This window comes from Stenotrophomonas sp. DR822 (assembly GCF_019793815.1).
Classification (GTDB): Bacteria; Pseudomonadota; Gammaproteobacteria; order Xanthomonadales; family Xanthomonadaceae; genus Stenotrophomonas; species Stenotrophomonas indicatrix.
Genome location: NZ_CP081826.1, coordinates 1,374,220 through 1,388,733 on the forward strand (window position 1 = coordinate 1,374,220; position 14,514 = coordinate 1,388,733).

Genomic DNA, 14,514 nt, shown 5'->3' on the forward strand with positions numbered 1-14,514 from the left:
GGCGTCGGACGGTCTCGACGCTACGCAGCGTCCTTGCGCGGTATGCGCCACGTCGCCCACCACGTCAGTGCGACCAGCGCGATGCCCGCGCCCAGCGCGCACACCGCCGGCCACCCATAGCGCGCCTGCGTCCAGGTGCCTGCCGCAGCCCCCACACCGCTGCCCACGGCATAGAACAGCATGTACAGCGCCACCAGGCGTCCATGCTGTTCGGCCGGTGCACGCAGCAGCAGGGCCTGGTTGGACACATGCAACGCCTGCCCGCCCAGATCCAGCACCACTACGCCCAGCAGCAACAGGGCCAGCGAATGCGGCAGGCCCAGCAACGGCACCCAGGCGACCAGCATCAGCAGCAGTGCCCCCAGGCTCACCCGGAGGGCAAGGCCACGATCCATCCAATGCCCGACCCGCGCTGCCAGTAGTGCGCCGATGATGCCGGCCAGGCCCAGCGCGCCGATGGCAGCGGTCGACCAGTTCAACGGCGGCGCCGACAACGGCAGTGGCACTGCGGCCCAGAACACGTTGAGACCGGCAAACAGGAACAATGCCAGCGGCCCGCGTTCGCGCAGCGCGCGATCCTGCCGCAGCATATCGGCCATCGAACGCAGCAGGTTGCGCCACGACGGCGGCATTGCGGGCACCGGCACGTGCGGCAGGCGCTGCCACAGCAGCAGTGCCAGCGCCGCCATCAGCAATGCCGACAGCAGGTACACCGCGCGCCATCCCGCTACGGCGGCTACCGCACCTGAGACCACGCGCGCCGATAGGAGGCCGATGAACACGCCGCCCTGGACCATGCCGACCACCCGCCCGCGGTGCTCCGGTGCAGCGAGGTTGGCGGCGTAGGCGATCAGACCCTGGGTGAGCGCGGTACCCAGCAGACCCGCCAGCAGCATGCCCGACAGCAACCACGCGGTACTGCGGGCGGCGGCCAGCCATAGCAGCGCCACCACCAATGCCAGCAGTTGCATCCGCAGCAACCGACGGCGATCGCCACGGTCGGCCAACGGCAGCAGCCCGAGCAGGGCCAGCACGCTGCCGGCCTGGGTGGCAGCCAGCACTGCACCGGCCACGGCGGCATCCAGGGCGAAATCGTGGGCCAGGCGCTCCAGCAGCGGCTGCGCGAAATAGACATTGGCCACGCTGGCACCGGCAGCAATGGCGAGCAGGCCCAACACGGGGCGGGACAGCGAAGGCATCATCAGTGTGGTTGCATTTTGAAACCAGATGCACGGTAGCGCCACTGGTTTTAAACTGCAACTACAATCGAGGGAGTCCGCCATGCACGCCAACAGCCCCTGCCCCGTGGCCCGCAGCGCCGATCTGCTCGGCGACCGCTGGGCGTTGCTGGTCATCCGCGATGCCTTCGATGGCGTCAGTCGCTTTGGCGATTTCCAGCGCAGCCTGGGCGCGGCGCGCAACATCCTCAGCGACCGCCTGCGGCGCCTGGTCGAGGCGGGGCTGCTGGTGCAGCAGCCCGCCGCCGATGGCAGCGCCTACCACGACTATGTGCTGACCGCGGCCGGCCAGGACCTGTTTCCGCTGCTGGTGGCCCTGCGCCAATGGGGAGAACGGCATTGCTTCGCTGCTGGCGAAGCGCACTCGCAACTGATCGAATCCAGCAGCCGCCGGACACTGCCCTACATGCAACCCCATGGCCGTGACGGCCAGCCCGTGCGCGCCGCCGATACCCGCGTGCGCAAGCTCAAGGGGGAAGGCGGCCGGGCCTGATCCGCCCGTTCGCGCACACCGGTGGCGTCCGTGGGCGGTTAGCATCGCTCGTCTCCTGCCGCTGGATGCCGCCGATGCCGAACCACGCCCGAACCCTGTCGATCCTGCTGCCACTGGTCCTGCTGCTGGCCGCACCACTGGCCTCTGCCCGCGACGTGGCAGCACCTGCAGAGCACGTGGACAGCGACGGCCCTTACCTGTTCCGTGAGGGCGCGCAGCTGAAAGCGCAGTGGATCTGCCAGGACCAGGTGGAAACCCATAGCGTGCAGGCCGGCACCGATGGCACGGAGGTTGCCGCGCGCTGCGGCTACCCGCATGCGGTGCATGTGCTGCCGCCGAACGCGCCGTCGGCATCGGTGCTGCCGGCCGTGCCGCGCATCGTCGCCGTGTCCGACATCCACGGCCAGTACGAGCTGCTGGTCCGCCTGTTGCGCGCCAACCGGGTGATCGACACGCAGGACCGCTGGGCACTGGGCACGGATACGCTGGTGATCGCCGGCGACGTGTTCGATCGCGGCCCGCAGGTGACCGAAGCGTTCTGGCTGCTGTATGGCCTGCAGCAGCAGGCGGCCGCCGCCGGTGGCGCGGTGCATTTCGTGCTCGGCAACCACGAGACCATGGTGCTGTACGACGACCTGCGTTACGTCAATCCGAAGTACCTGCGCAGCGCGCAGCTGCTCGGTCGCAGCTACCCGCAGCTGTATGCTGCCGACTCGGTGATCGGCCAGTGGCTGCGCACGCGGCCGGTGCTGCTGCAGATCGGCGATACCCTGTTCCTGCACGGCGGCATCTCGCCCGAAGCGGTGCAGATGGCATTGCACCCGGCCCACACCAATGCCGCCTACCAGGCCTCGCTGGGCATTCCCAAGGCCGAGGTGAAGGCAGACCCCGCCACCGCACCGTTGTACGACGGCAAGACCAGCCCGATCTGGTACCGCGGCTACTTTGACGGGCGCCTGGACAGCCAGGGCGTACAGGCGGTGCTCGACCGTCTCCAGCTCAAGCGCATCGTGGTCGGCCACACCTCGATGCCACACGTCAGCAGCTTCCACGACGGCCGCGTGATTGCCATCGACAGCAGCATCAAGAATGGCGAGAACGGCGAACTGCTGTTCATCGAGGACGGCAAGCTCAGCCGTGGCCTGCTGGACGGAACGCGGGTGCCGCTGGCCAAGGGCGAGCCCGGCCTGCAGGACTGAACGAAGGGCCAGCGCCGGGTGTGCCGGGGGCCCCCACGCCTGCCACCTCCACCCCGTTTGCCGCTACCCTCGGCAGCCGAGAGGCCCGCCCTGTCCAGCGGGCGGCCCATCCGCCCCCAGGAGCCCCGCGCATGCGTGTACTCATCGCAGAAGACGACCCGGACATCGCCTCTGGCCTGTGCGCCTCGATGCGCCGACAGGGCCACGTGGTCGACCACGTGGACAATGGCGCGCATGCCGATGCGGCCCTGAACTCCACCCAGTACGCGCTGCTGGTGCTGGACCTGGGCCTGCCCCAGCTGGATGGCCGCGACGTGCTGCAGCGGCTGCGCCAGCGCGGCGATGGCTTGGCCGTACTGGTGGTCACCGCACGCGATGGCCTGGCCGAGCGCGTGCGCGTGCTCGACCTGGGAGCCGACGACTATCTGGTCAAGCCCTTCGCGCTGGACGAATTCGAAGCACGCGTGCGTGCACAGCTGCGCCGAGTCACCAGCAACGGCAACCCCGACCTGCGCATCGGCCGGCTGCGCCTGGACCTGACCGGCCACCGCGTATGGATAGACGAGCAGACACTGGAACTGACTGCGCGCGAATTCGGCCTGCTGTCCGCCCTGGCGGTGCGCGCCGAGCGCATCGTCTCGCGCGCGCAGCTGGTGGAGGCCCTGTGCGACTGGGGCCAGGACCTGACCGACAACGGCCTGGACATCGCCCTGCACCGTCTGCGCCGCAAGCTGCAACCGGGCGGCATGGGCATCCGCACGGTGCGCGGGCTGGGCTACATGCTGGAAGACGCCAGCGCGTGATCAGCGGACCGCCCAGCCTGCGCCGGCGCCTGCTCGCCTTCCTGGCGCTGCCGATGCTGGGCCTGCTGACCTTCAACACGCTGCTGGCCTACTACATCGCGCTGGACTACTCCAACCGCATCCACGACCGCAACCTGACCGACGACACCGTATCGTTCGCACAGATGCTCAGCACGATGCCGGTCAGCAGCGACCTGTCTCCGCAGGCACGTTTTCTGATCGAGTACGACCCCGACGGTCATCGCTACTTCAACGTCGACAGCAGCCGCCTGGGCACCATCGCCGGCAATGCGGATTTCAGCGCCTATGCGCCCTCGCAGGACTGCAGCGGCATCCACCCGGCGCTGTACGAGGGTGAATTGAACGGCCAGCAGGTGCGCATGTCGACGGTCTGCACGCAGGCGATGAACGATCCACAGGACCAGCTGGCGGTGACCGTGGCCGAAAGCATGGCCGACCGCCGCCAGCGCGCACGCGAAATCCTGATGATCGTCATTCCGCTGATGGCCATGCTGGCGCTGGGAATGGCCGCGCTGGTCTGGTTCGGCGTCACCCACGGCCTGCGTATCCTGACCCCGCTGACCTCGCGCCTGGCCCAGCGCCGCGGCGAGCTGGCACCGATTTCCGATGCCGACGTGCCCGAGGAAATCCAGCCCCTGATCAGCACCATCGATGGCCTGTTCGCGCGGCAGGCGGAAATGATCACGCTGCAGAACCGCTTCATTGCCGACGCCGCCCACCAGTTGCGCTCGCCGCTGGCGGGCATGGCACTGCACGTGGACCAGGCACTGGCGCACGGCGATCCAGAGACCGTGCGCGAAGCGCTGCAGAACATCCGCCGGCTCAACCAGCGCACTGCACGCGTCAGCACCCAGCTGCTGGCGTTGAGCCGGGCACAGACCGTGCCGGAGACGGTGGAGGCGCTGGATGTATCCGAGCTGGTGCCGCAATGGGTGGGCATGCGCGTGCCCGAAGCGATCCGCGATGGCATCGACCTGGGCTACCTGGGTCCGCAGCAGCCGGTGCGGATACTGGGCAACGGCGCACTGCTGCACGAGGCGCTGGACAATCTGATCGACAACGCCCTGCGCTACGCCGGCGCGGATGCGACCGTCACCGTCGGCGTGCAGGCCCTGGACGACAACGATGTCGAGCTGTACGTCGAAGACAATGGCCCGGGCGTGCCCGAGGACGTGATGTCGCGGCTGGGGGAGCGCTTCTTCCGTGCGCCCGGCACTGCCGCCAGCGGCACCGGCCTGGGCCTGGCCATCGCCCATGAGGCCGTCGAGCACCTGGGCGGACGCCTGGGCTACCTCAACCGTCCCGGCGGTGGCCTGAAGGTGTCCATCACCATACCGTTGCTGAAGGGCCCTTGATCCAGACGGACCGTTGAAAGGTTGCCGAAAATCGCGCTTGCGATGCTGACCTTCCCGACTGCCGCGCTGGAGCCGACTGGTGCCTGCATCCCATGAGTTCTTTCTTCCCGGTGGCCCGCAGGGTGTCCTGCTGATCCATGGCCTGACCGGCACGCCCGCCGAAATGCGCATGCTGGGTAAAGGGCTGAACAACGCGGGCTTCAGCGTGCATGGCGTGCAGCTGCCGGGTCACTGCGGCAGCGTCGAAGACCTGCTGCAGACCCGCTGGGAACAGTGGTACCAGGGCGTTGAAGATGCGGCGGCGGACCTGCGTGGCAAGGTCGACCAGCTGTTCGTCGGCGGCCTGTCGATGGGGGCGGTACTGGCGCTGGCGCTGGCCGCGCGGCGGCCGGACTGGGTCTCCGGCGTAGGGGTGTACGGCGCCACCTTCCGCTACGACGGCTGGAACATTCCGGCGGTCGCACGCTTCTCGTTCCTGCTGCCGTGGTTCAAGCGCCTGGGCATCGGCCGCGACCGCATGTTCATGGAAGAGCCGCCGTACGGCCTGCGCGACGAGCGCCTGCGTGCGCAGGTCAGCGCCGCCATGCTCTCTGGTGACAGTGCCGCTGCCGGCCTGCCAGGCAACCCGTGGCATGCCTTGGCCGAAATGCGTGCGCTGAGCACCTGGACGCGCCGTCACCTGCATCAGGTCACGGCACCCTGCCTGGTGATGCATGCCCGCGAGGACGACGTGGCCAGCATGGGCAATGCCGAGCTGGTGATCTCGCGCGTCAGCGGACCGACCGAACTGGTGGTGCTGGAAGACAGTTACCACATGATCACCATCGATCGCGAACGGCGCGAGGTGATCCGCCGCAGCGCGCGCTTCTTCAGCGACATCGGCGAACGTGCGGGCGTGCTGCAGGCGGTCGCCTGAGATGGGATCGCTTGCGACCCTGCTGTGGTTGGTCAACGTGGTGCTCGATACCGGCGGCCAGTTGGCCTTCAAGGCTGCCGCCAGCGACCCGCAGGATGGCGAAGGCCTGCAGCGCTGGAAACACATGTTCGGCCGTCCCTGGCTGTGGCTGGGCATCGCCTGCTACGTGCTTGAATTCGTCGCCTGGATCGCCTTCCTGTCGCTGGTGCCGTTGTCGCAGGGCGTGCTGCTCGGCTCGATCAACATCGTCGCGCTGATGGTGGCCGGCCGCATCCTGTTCCGCGAGCGGCTGACGCCGTTGCGGGTGACCGGCATGCTGCTGGTCAGCGCCGGCGTTGCCGTGGTCGGAGCCGGAACATGAGGCGGCTGTACCTGGTCGGCTTCCCGCTGCTGATGGCCTTCGACACCCTGGCCCAGCTGTGCTTCAAGTATGCCGGCGACGCCGCGCTGCCGGTCGAGGCCAACAGCGCATGGCTGCTGCGCGTGCTGTCACAGCCTTGGGTGTACGGCGCGATGCTCGGTTACGTCGGCGCGTTCTTCACCTGGATGAGCCTGCTGCGGCACGCGCCGATCGGCCCTGCGTTCGCGGCCTCGCACCTGGAAGTGATCAGCGTGCTGCTGCTGTCGGCGTGGCTGCTGCACGAACCGTTGACGCTGCATCACCTGATCGGTGCGGTGCTGATCGTGGCCGGCATCATCTGCCTGGGCCGTGCCGAGGCGGATGATCCGCATGCTGTTACCGAAGCGGCCCCGTGAGCCTGCTGTCGCGCGAGTTGCCTCCCACCGCTGGCCTGCCCCTGCAGGCCAGCGATTTCCTTCCCGGCGGCGGCGACCTGTGCACGATTCTCGCCGGGCAGCTGGGCACGCCGCCGCTGCAGCTGACCTGCTCGGGCACCCATGCCCTGCTGATTGCCCTGCGCACCCTACGCAGGCGCGCGCCGCAGCGCGATACGGTGATCCTGCCGGCCTACACCTGTCCGCTGGTACCGATTGCCGTGCACAGCCTCGGCCTGCGCATACACCTGTGCGATACCCGCCGCGACCATTTCGATTTCGACCCGGTGGCGCTGCACGCCGCAGCCGATGCGCGCACGCTGGCGATCGTGCCCACGCATCTGGGTGGGCGCATCGCCGATGTTGATCGCGCATGTGCCATTGCGCACCGCGTCGGTGCGTGGGTGATCGAGGACGCTGCACAGGCACTGGGGGCACGCGTGGCCGGTAACAGCGTCGGCCTGCGCGGCGATATCGGCTTCTTCAGCCTGGCCGCCGGCAAGGGCCTGAGCCTGCATGAGGGCGGCCTGCTGCTGACACGTGATGAAGAACTGCGTGCGGCATTGATCGAGCAGGCCGCAGGACACACGCCCTTCAACCCGCGCTGGGAGCTGACCCGCAGCCTGCAGCTGCTGGGCCTGGCGGCCTGCTACCGCCCTTCCCTGCTGTCGCTGGTGTATGGAAATCCGCTGCGGCGTGCCCTGCGTCGCGGCGATCTGGAAGCTGCGGTGGGTGATGTGTTTTCGTTGGCAATCCCGCAGCATCGCGTCAGCCGCTGGCGGCAGAACGTCGGGGCACACGCTGCACAGCGCCTGCCCGCCTTCCTGCAGGCCGCCCGCCAGCGCGCACTGCAGCTGCGCGTGCAGCTGGAATCGCTGCCTGCCGTTGAAGTGGTGGACGGGATGCCTGGCACCCTTGGCACCTGGCCGATGCTGATGCTGCTGCTGCCCAGCGAACGTGCGCGTGACAAAGCGCTTTCATCGCTGTGGCAGCGCGGCCTGGGTGTCAGCCGCATGTTCATCCACGCCCTGCCGGACTACGCCTATCTGCGTGGCGTCGTCGCGGACGCGGACGTACCCAATGCCCGCGACTTCGCCGCCCGCTCCCTGACCGTGGGCAACAGCCCCTGGCTGACCCACGAAGACAGCTGCGAGATCGTGAAGGTACTGGCTGGCCAGTAGAGGCTGAAGGCGAGCAAAGCCTGCTTCGCGCTCACTGTCTGAACGTTTCCCGAGTGCCTCCGTTCGGGCTTTCAGGTGGAAAGGAACGAGAAAGACGGCCTGCCTACATTGGCCCCGTCGCCGGCATCGTGCCAAGGCCTCTCTTCATCGACGGAGCTGCCCATGCAATGGAGCATCCTGTGTGACTTCGATGGCACCATCAGCCTCGAGGACGTCATCGATTCACTGCTGGAAAACTTCGGCCAGCCCGGTTGGCAGCAGCTGGAAGACCAGTGGCGCTCAGGCGAGATCGGTTCGCGTGAATGCATGCAGGGCCAGGTCCGCCTGCTGAAGCTGGATCCGGCCACCCTCGATGCACACCTGGACCAGGTACGGATCGATCCGGGCTTCGCCGCTTTCGTCAAACGCGCGCAGGCGTTGGGCCTGCCACTGCGCATCGTCAGCGACGGCCTGGACTACGCAATCCATCGCATCCTCGCCAACCACGGCCTGCCGCCGCTGCCTGTGGTGGCCAACCACCTGCGCTGGTGTAACGACCATTGGCAGCTTGAATCTCCGTACCAAGCCGAAGGCTGCCGCAGCGGCACCTGCAAGTGCACCTGCGCGGCGCAGGCGCGTGCAGACGAAGCTCCCCGCGTGCTGATGATCGGCGATGGCGCCTCGGATTTCTGCGTGTCCGAACACGCCGATTTCGTATTCGCCAAGCGCCGCCTGATTGCCCATTGCACCGACGCCGGCATTCCCCACGCCGCCATCGACACCTTCCACGACGCTACTGCGCTGCTGCCGCGCCTGCTCGACGGCAGCCTGCTTCAGCCCTCGCTTCCGCGGCTGCTCGCCACCGCCTGATCGCTGCGCCCGTTGCTTCCTTTGAATGCCCTCTCCGGAACCGAACCGATGAATATTTTTGACAAGAACGCCGATGCCGCCATCACCGATGCGCAGCTGCTGGCAGACGAAGCCCGCTACAGCTCCTTCGGCGACACCGTGCACTACGTTGATCCGCCGAAGATCTTCCAGCGCTGCGAAGGCAGCTACATGTTCGATGCCGCCGGCACCCCGTACCTCGATCTGCAGATGTGGTACTCGGCGTGCAACTTCGGTTACGCCAACCAGCGCCTGAACAATGCGCTGAAGGACCAGATCGACACCCTGCCGCAGGTCGCCAGCCAGTATCTGCACCCCACGCGCGTGCAGCTGGCCAAGACCATCGCGGTGGACATGCACGAGAAGTTCGGCCTCGATGGCCGGGTGCATTTCAACGTCGGTGGTGCGCAGGCGGTGGAGGATTCGCTGAAGATCGTCCGCAACGCGCGCAACGGCAAGAGCCTGATGTTCGCCTTCGAAGGCGGCTACCACGGCCGCACCCTCGGCGCCTCGTCGATCACCTCCAGCTACCGCTACCGCCGCCGCTACGGCCATTTCGGCGAACGCGCGATGTTCATCCCGTTCCCGTATCCGTTCCGTCGCCCGAAGGGCATGACCCCGGACGAGTACTCCGACCACTGCGTGCACCAGTTCGAGCGCCTGTTCGAAAGCGAGTACAACGGCGTGTGGGATCCCAAGGTCGGCCAGGCCGAGTACGCCGCGTTCTACGTCGAGCCGATCCAGGGCACCGGCGGCTACGTCATTCCGCCGCGCAATTTCTTCAAGGGCCTCAAGCGCGTGCTGGACAAGTACGGCATCCTGATGGTCGTCGACGAGATCCAGATGGGCTTCTGGCGCACCGGCAAGCTGTGGTCCATCGAGCACTTCGGCGTCACCCCCGACGTGCTGGTGTTCGGCAAGGCGCTGACCAACGGCCTCAACCCGTTGTCGGGCCTGTGGGCGCGCGAAGAGCTGATCAACCCGACCGTGTTCCCGCCGGGCTCCACCCACTCCACCTTCAACTCCAATCCGCTGGGCACGCGCCTGGGCCTGGAAGTACTGAAGCTGGGCAAGGAGATGGACTACGAGCGCACCGTGCCGGAGAAGGGCGCCTACTTCCTCGACGGCCTGCGCGGCCTGCAGAAGCGCCATCCCGAAATCGGCGATGTCGACGGCCTCGGCCTGGCACTGCGCGCGGAAATCTGCGCCGCCGATGGCTTCACCCCGAACCGTGAACTGCTGGATCGCATGGTCGACATCGGCCTGGCCGGCGACCTGCTGCACGACGGCAAGCGCATGGGCCTCGTGCTCGATGTGGGTGGCTGGTACAAGAACGTGATCACCTTCGCGCCCTCGTTGAACATCAGCTACGAAGAGATCGACCTGGCGATCACCCTGCTGGACCAGCTGCTGACCAAGGCCAAGGGCTGAGCGGGAATGCGCTGCCGGTTCCCGTGCCCCGCATGGACATGATCCCGCGTGTATCCAGCACCGCGCTGGAACCGGCCGCGCTGCTGGAGGGCTTCCTGGCCCACCCGCCCCTGGGGTTCGATGCCAGCCGCCTGCCCAGCGGCCTGCCCAGTTTCCGTGCGCCATTGGATCTGACCACAACCCTGGACGATGCACTGCGCTCGCGCCTGCTGGGGCTGCCGCTGTCGCGCCTGTGGCGGCCGTGGCTGACCTGGCAGACGCGGTTCATCGGTGCCACCAGCACCGAGTACACACCGCTGCCGGGGCATGTTTCTGCGGCAGCACTGGCCGACGACGTGCTGCGCCATGGCGTCGGTGACAGCCGGCTGCTGGTGGTCAAGGATCTGGCGATCGATTCGCCCTTGCTGGACGATGCCGCCAACGCACACAGCCACGCCTTCCTGCAGGCGCTGGAAGCACGCGGTTTCATCCCGCTGGAAGGCATGCCGCTGGCATGGGTGGCGATCGATTTCGATTGCATCGACGCCTATCTGGCACGCCTGTCCGCAGCGCGTCGCAAGAACATCCGGCGCAAGCTGCGCTCACGCAGCAACCTGCAGATCGACTGCATCGCCACCGGTGACCCGGCCCTTGCCGAACCGCGGCTGCAGGCCGAACTGCTTGCGCTGTACCTGCAGGTGTATGCACAGAGCGCCGTGCATTTCGACCGGCTCGACCTTCCCTTCTTCCAGCACCTGCTGGCAGACACGCAGGGTCAGGGACGTTTGTTCCTTTACCGCCACAACGGCGAGCTGATCGGCTGGAACCTGTGCTACGTGCACGCCGGCAAGCTGGTGGACAAGTACATCGGCCTGTCCTACCCGCAGTCGCGCGACCACAACCTGTACTCGGTCAGCTGGATGCACAACCTGGAATACGCGTTGCAGCACGGCCTCAGCCACTACGTTGCCGGCTGGACCGATTCACGCATCAAGGCCGAACTGGGTGCCCGCTTCACCTCCACCGTACACGCGGTGCATGCGCGTTCGCCGCTGCTGCGCGCCGTCCTGCGCAGGCTGGCCCCGCACCTGCAGGCTGAGCCGGATGGAGGCGGCTGACGGATGCAACTGCGTCCGCCGCTGATCTTCGACCTCGACGGAGGCGTCCTGCCATTGCCGCAGGCACGCACGCTTGCGCTGCAGCACTGGCATGACCCGCTGCGCTTTGCCTGCCGCAACGCCACGCTGTCACGCTTCGCCACTGAAGTTCTTCGGCCGCTGCCGGCACAGCTCGGCACGGTCATGCTCGGCAGCGGCGACTTCCACCATCTCAGCCTGCCGCTGCTGCAGCACCTGCACACGCGTGCCCCGTTCCAGCTGGTGGTGCTGGACAACCATCCGGACAACATGCGCTTTCCCTTCGGCATGCACTGCGGTTCGTGGGTCAATGCTGCCGCCGCATTGCCACAGGTATCGCATGTACATGTGCTGGGCATCACCTCCGCCGATATCGGCCTGGGCCATGCGTGGGAGAACCACTGGCGGCCGCTGCTGGGGCGGCGGCTGACCTACTGGTGCATGGATGTGGATGTGGGCTGGGCCAGTCGCGTGGGCATGGCAGCTGCCTTCCGCCGCTTCGACCATCCCGAGGCCCTGGTCGCCGCGTTCGCCGCCGAACAGGCGCAGGCCCCTCAACCGACCTACCTGTCGATCGACAAGGACGTGTTCGCTGAAGATGTCGCGCGCAGCAACTGGGACCAGGGCCGCTTCCAGCTTGAACACGCACTGATGGTGATCGAGGCCCTGCGCACCGGTGGACTGGTGGGCAGCGACATCACCGGAGAGGTGTCACTTGCCAACTACCAGAGCCGTTTCAAGCGCTGGTTGTCATCGCTGGATGGGCAGCCCGACATCAGCGCCGATGATCTTCCGGCATGGCAGCAGCAGCACCAGCAGGTGAACCGCGAACTGCTGGCGGCGATGGCCGCCGTTCCGACGGCCTGCTGAGCGGGGGTAGTGCCGGCCCCTGGCCGGCAGCTGCACCACGATCTGCCAACCAAGGTTGGCACCTGCCAGACCCAGGCAGAGTCGGTAGTGCCGGCCGCTGGCCGGCAACCTCATTGTTCCCGGGCTCACGAGGATGCCGGCCAGCGGCCGGCACTACACTGGACGTCTGCCCCAGGAGCCCTCGCCATGCCCCAGACCGTCATCCCGCAGCTGCGCATGCGCCATGCCGATACCAGCCTGCCTTTCTACGTGCAGGGCCTGGGCTTCATCGTCGACTGGGAGCACCGCTTCGAACCCGGCTTCCCGCTGTTCGCCCAGCTCACCCGCGAAGGCCAGACGATCTTCCTGACCGAACACAGCGGCGATTGCGAGGTGGGCGGTGCGGTGTATTTCATCGTCACCGACGTCGATGGCCTGCACCGCGCGTTCAGCGCTGCGGGAGTACCCATCGAGCAGCCGCCACACGATACCGACTGGGGAAGCCGCGAGATGCTGATCGTCGACCCGGATGGCAACCGCCTGCGCTTCGCCACCGACGCTGGCTGAATGCCACGCGCTTGAGCGGGAATATACGCTTCGTATACGCTTCATATATTCCCAATCGAGAACGTCCATGGGCATCGTCAACATCGATGACACCCTGCACGACCAGCTGCGTCGTGCCTGCACCGTCTCCAACCGCTCGATCAACGCCCAGGCCACGTTCTGGATCCGGGTCGGCATGCTGTGCGAGATGAACCCGACCCTGAGCTTCCAGGACGTCGTCGCCAGTGAACTGCGCGCCGCCGGTGTGCAGCCGCAGCTGCTTGCCCCCGGCCGGGCCTGAGCCGATGGCCATGATCAAGCGCCCCGACGAGATCGACCGCCTCGCCGAGTCCGGACGACTGCTGGCGCAGGTCTTCGCCATGCTCGACGCCCTGCCCCTGCAGGGCCGCAGCACGCTGGAGATCAACGACATCGTCGAGCGGATGATCGTCGACGAGCTGCAGGCACGGCCTGCCAGCAAGGGGCAGTACGGGTTCCCGTACGTGCTCAACGCCTCGATCGACAACGTCATCTGCCACGGCATGCCGTCGGCCGATGACGTGCTGCGCATGGGCCAGATCGTCAACCTCGACATCACCCTGGAGAAGAACGGCTACATCGCCGATTCCAGCACCACGTATGTTGTGGGTGATGCCGACTACGCCGCGCGCAAGCTGGTGCAGGTGACCTACCAGGCCATGTGGAAAGGCATCGCCGCTGTGCGGCCCGGCGCGCGCCTGGGCGATATCGGCCACGCCATCGCCCGCCACGCCCGCAGCCACGGCTACAGCGTGGTCAAGGAGTACTGCGGCCACGGTATCGGCCAGGAGATGCACGAGGAGCCGCAGATCCTGCATTACGGCCATGCCGGCACCGGCATGGAGCTGCAGGAAGGCATGGTGTTCACCATCGAGCCGATGCTCAACCAGGGCAAGCCTGCCATCCGCCAGCAGCCGGACGAATGGCCGGTGTACACCCGCGACGGCAAGCTGTCGGCGCAGTTCGAGCACACCGTGGCCGTGACCGGCAGCGGCGTGCGCGTGCTGACCCTGCGCCCTGGTGAAACCCCGTTGTGCGCGGTGGATGCGGCCTAGAGCGGGCGCAGCAGCAACAGCAGCGCAAGGCACAGCATGAAGGCCGCCACGCCTGCATCCAGCAACCGCCATGCGGCCGCGTTGCGGAACACCGGCTGCAGCAACCGTGCGCCGAACCCCAGCCCGCAGAACCAGAGCGCGCTGGCCACGCAGGCGCCCGCTGCGAACGCCCAGCGCAGGTCACCCGGGTAGCGCGTGGACAGGCTGCCCAGCAGCACCATCGTATCCAGGTACACGTGCGGGTTGAGCAGGGTGAACGCCAGGCAGGCCAGCAGTACCTGCCGCCGGCTGCCACCACTGGCATCGGCCGCGGCCAGCGCGCTGCCACCGCGCCACGCGCGCAGCCCGGCCTGCAGCCCACAGCACAGCAGGAAGGCGGCCCCGCCGAAGCGCAGCACCTGCAACAGCAACGGCCACTGCAGCACCAGCGCCCCCATGCCGCCAACGCCGGCCAGGATCAGCGCGGTGTCCGCGCCCATGCAGGCCAGTACCACCATGCCCACGTAGCGGCGCTGCAGCCCCTGCCGCAGCACGAAGGCGTTCTGCGCGCCGATGGCGATGATCAGGCCAGCACCTGCAAACAGACCGGCCAGGGCCGCAGCAATCCACATCCGACGCTCTCCACCTTGAAA

Annotated in this window: 17 protein-coding genes; 15 read left to right on the forward strand and 2 right to left on the reverse strand. The window is 67.3% G+C overall.

All coding sequences use genetic code 11. The features are described 5' to 3' along the window. Nucleotides 1-20 precede the first annotated feature (20 nt). Nucleotides 21-1,202: an MFS transporter gene (locus K5K93_RS06330; RefSeq protein WP_222390186.1), complete on the reverse strand. Its 1,182-nt coding sequence runs from the start codon at nt 1,200-1,202 to the stop codon at nt 21-23. Nucleotides 1,203-1,281: 79 nt separating this feature from the next. On the opposite strand from K5K93_RS06330, the gene K5K93_RS06335 reads away from it, so the two are divergent. From K5K93_RS06335 to map, 15 genes are all read left to right on the forward strand, one after another. Then, nucleotides 1,282-1,731: a helix-turn-helix domain-containing protein gene (locus K5K93_RS06335; protein ID WP_222390188.1), complete on the forward strand. Its 450-nt coding sequence runs from the start codon at nt 1,282-1,284 to the stop codon at nt 1,729-1,731. A gap of 74 nt (nt 1,732-1,805) precedes the next feature. Next, nucleotides 1,806-2,930: a metallophosphoesterase gene (locus K5K93_RS06340; protein WP_222390191.1), complete on the forward strand. Its 1,125-nt coding sequence runs from the start codon at nt 1,806-1,808 to the stop codon at nt 2,928-2,930. A 131-nt stretch (nt 2,931-3,061) separates the two neighbouring features. After that, nucleotides 3,062-3,733: a response regulator gene (locus K5K93_RS06345; protein WP_025873777.1), complete on the forward strand. Its 672-nt coding sequence runs from the start codon at nt 3,062-3,064 to the stop codon at nt 3,731-3,733. Next, entirely contained in the window at nt 3,730-5,109 is a 1,380-nt protein-coding gene (locus K5K93_RS06350; protein WP_222390194.1) for a sensor histidine kinase, read from the forward strand. Before K5K93_RS06345 ends, K5K93_RS06350 begins: the two co-directional genes overlap by 4 nt. Nucleotides 5,110-5,188: 79 nt before the next feature. Next, on the forward strand, nt 5,189-6,025 hold the full coding sequence (locus K5K93_RS06355) for an alpha/beta fold hydrolase (protein ID WP_025873779.1): 837 nt from the start codon (nt 5,189-5,191) through the stop codon (nt 6,023-6,025). 1 nt (nt 6,026) lies between these two features. Next, a complete protein-coding gene (locus tag K5K93_RS06360) occupies nt 6,027-6,386 on the forward strand; it encodes an EamA family transporter (RefSeq protein ID WP_025873780.1) in 360 nt (119 codons plus the stop codon). Then, nucleotides 6,383-6,781: a DMT family transporter gene (locus K5K93_RS06365; RefSeq protein ID WP_025873781.1), complete on the forward strand. Its 399-nt coding sequence runs from the start codon at nt 6,383-6,385 to the stop codon at nt 6,779-6,781. Before K5K93_RS06360 ends, K5K93_RS06365 begins: the two co-directional genes overlap by 4 nt. Continuing rightward, nucleotides 6,778-7,980, forward strand: a complete 1,203-nt coding sequence (locus K5K93_RS06370; protein ID WP_222390196.1) for a DegT/DnrJ/EryC1/StrS family aminotransferase — start codon at nt 6,778-6,780, stop codon at nt 7,978-7,980. Before K5K93_RS06365 ends, K5K93_RS06370 begins: the two co-directional genes overlap by 4 nt. A 162-nt stretch (nt 7,981-8,142) precedes the next feature. Then, nucleotides 8,143-8,829 carry an MtnX-like HAD-IB family phosphatase gene (locus tag K5K93_RS06375; protein WP_033830674.1) on the forward strand — a complete coding sequence of 229 codons (687 nt, stop codon included), beginning with the start codon at nt 8,143-8,145 and terminating at the stop codon, nt 8,827-8,829. 48 nt (nt 8,830-8,877) lie between these two features. Further along, nucleotides 8,878-10,278, forward strand: a complete 1,401-nt coding sequence (locus tag K5K93_RS06380; protein WP_222390198.1) for an aminotransferase class III-fold pyridoxal phosphate-dependent enzyme — start codon at nt 8,878-8,880, stop codon at nt 10,276-10,278. A gap of 32 nt (nt 10,279-10,310) precedes the next feature. Then, nucleotides 10,311-11,375, forward strand: coding sequence for a GNAT family N-acetyltransferase (locus K5K93_RS06385; protein WP_222390200.1), 1,065 nt, complete (start codon nt 10,311-10,313; stop codon nt 11,373-11,375). A gap of 3 nt (nt 11,376-11,378) precedes the next feature. After that, nucleotides 11,379-12,263: an arginase family protein gene (locus K5K93_RS06390; protein WP_222390201.1), complete on the forward strand. Its 885-nt coding sequence runs from the start codon at nt 11,379-11,381 to the stop codon at nt 12,261-12,263. A gap of 186 nt (nt 12,264-12,449) precedes the next feature. Next, on the forward strand, nt 12,450-12,809 hold the full coding sequence (locus K5K93_RS06395; RefSeq protein ID WP_093817690.1) for a VOC family protein: 360 nt from the start codon (nt 12,450-12,452) through the stop codon (nt 12,807-12,809). A gap of 67 nt (nt 12,810-12,876) precedes the next feature. Next, the gene (locus K5K93_RS06400) at nt 12,877-13,089 is read left to right on the forward strand and encodes a ParD-like family protein (RefSeq protein WP_025873788.1); all 213 of its coding nucleotides are present in this window, start codon (nt 12,877-12,879) and stop codon (nt 13,087-13,089) included. 10 nt (nt 13,090-13,099) lie between these two features. Next, a complete protein-coding gene (gene map, locus K5K93_RS06405; RefSeq protein WP_222390202.1) occupies nt 13,100-13,882 on the forward strand; it encodes a type I methionyl aminopeptidase in 783 nt (260 codons plus the stop codon). On the opposite strand, the gene K5K93_RS06410 is transcribed toward map, so the two are convergent. Next, nucleotides 13,879-14,493 carry a LysE/ArgO family amino acid transporter gene (locus K5K93_RS06410; RefSeq protein ID WP_222390203.1) on the reverse strand — a complete coding sequence of 205 codons (615 nt, stop codon included), beginning with the start codon at nt 14,491-14,493 and terminating at the stop codon, nt 13,879-13,881. The genes map and K5K93_RS06410 overlap by 4 nt on opposite strands. Nucleotides 14,494-14,514 lie beyond the last annotated feature (21 nt).

Coding starts and splice junctions, on each gene's coding strand:
- K5K93_RS06330 (WP_222390186.1), bottom strand. CDS start 1,202: ATGATGCCTTCGCTGTCCCGCCCCGTGTTGGGCCTGCTCGCCATTGCT.
- K5K93_RS06335 (WP_222390188.1), top strand. CDS start 1,282: ATGCACGCCAACAGCCCCTGCCCCGTGGCCCGCAGCGCCGATCTGCTC.
- K5K93_RS06340 (WP_222390191.1), top strand. CDS start 1,806: ATGCCGAACCACGCCCGAACCCTGTCGATCCTGCTGCCACTGGTCCTG.
- K5K93_RS06345 (WP_025873777.1), top strand. CDS start 3,062: ATGCGTGTACTCATCGCAGAAGACGACCCGGACATCGCCTCTGGCCTG.
- K5K93_RS06360 (WP_025873780.1), top strand. CDS start 6,027: ATGGGATCGCTTGCGACCCTGCTGTGGTTGGTCAACGTGGTGCTCGAT.
- K5K93_RS06365 (WP_025873781.1), top strand. CDS start 6,383: ATGAGGCGGCTGTACCTGGTCGGCTTCCCGCTGCTGATGGCCTTCGAC.
- K5K93_RS06375 (WP_033830674.1), top strand. CDS start 8,143: ATGCAATGGAGCATCCTGTGTGACTTCGATGGCACCATCAGCCTCGAG.
- K5K93_RS06380 (WP_222390198.1), top strand. CDS start 8,878: ATGAATATTTTTGACAAGAACGCCGATGCCGCCATCACCGATGCGCAG.
- K5K93_RS06385 (WP_222390200.1), top strand. CDS start 10,311: ATGGACATGATCCCGCGTGTATCCAGCACCGCGCTGGAACCGGCCGCG.
- K5K93_RS06390 (WP_222390201.1), top strand. CDS start 11,379: ATGCAACTGCGTCCGCCGCTGATCTTCGACCTCGACGGAGGCGTCCTG.
- K5K93_RS06395 (WP_093817690.1), top strand. CDS start 12,450: ATGCCCCAGACCGTCATCCCGCAGCTGCGCATGCGCCATGCCGATACC.
- K5K93_RS06400 (WP_025873788.1), top strand. CDS start 12,877: ATGGGCATCGTCAACATCGATGACACCCTGCACGACCAGCTGCGTCGT.
- map (WP_222390202.1), top strand. CDS start 13,100: ATGATCAAGCGCCCCGACGAGATCGACCGCCTCGCCGAGTCCGGACGA.
- K5K93_RS06410 (WP_222390203.1), bottom strand. CDS start 14,493: ATGTGGATTGCTGCGGCCCTGGCCGGTCTGTTTGCAGGTGCTGGCCTG.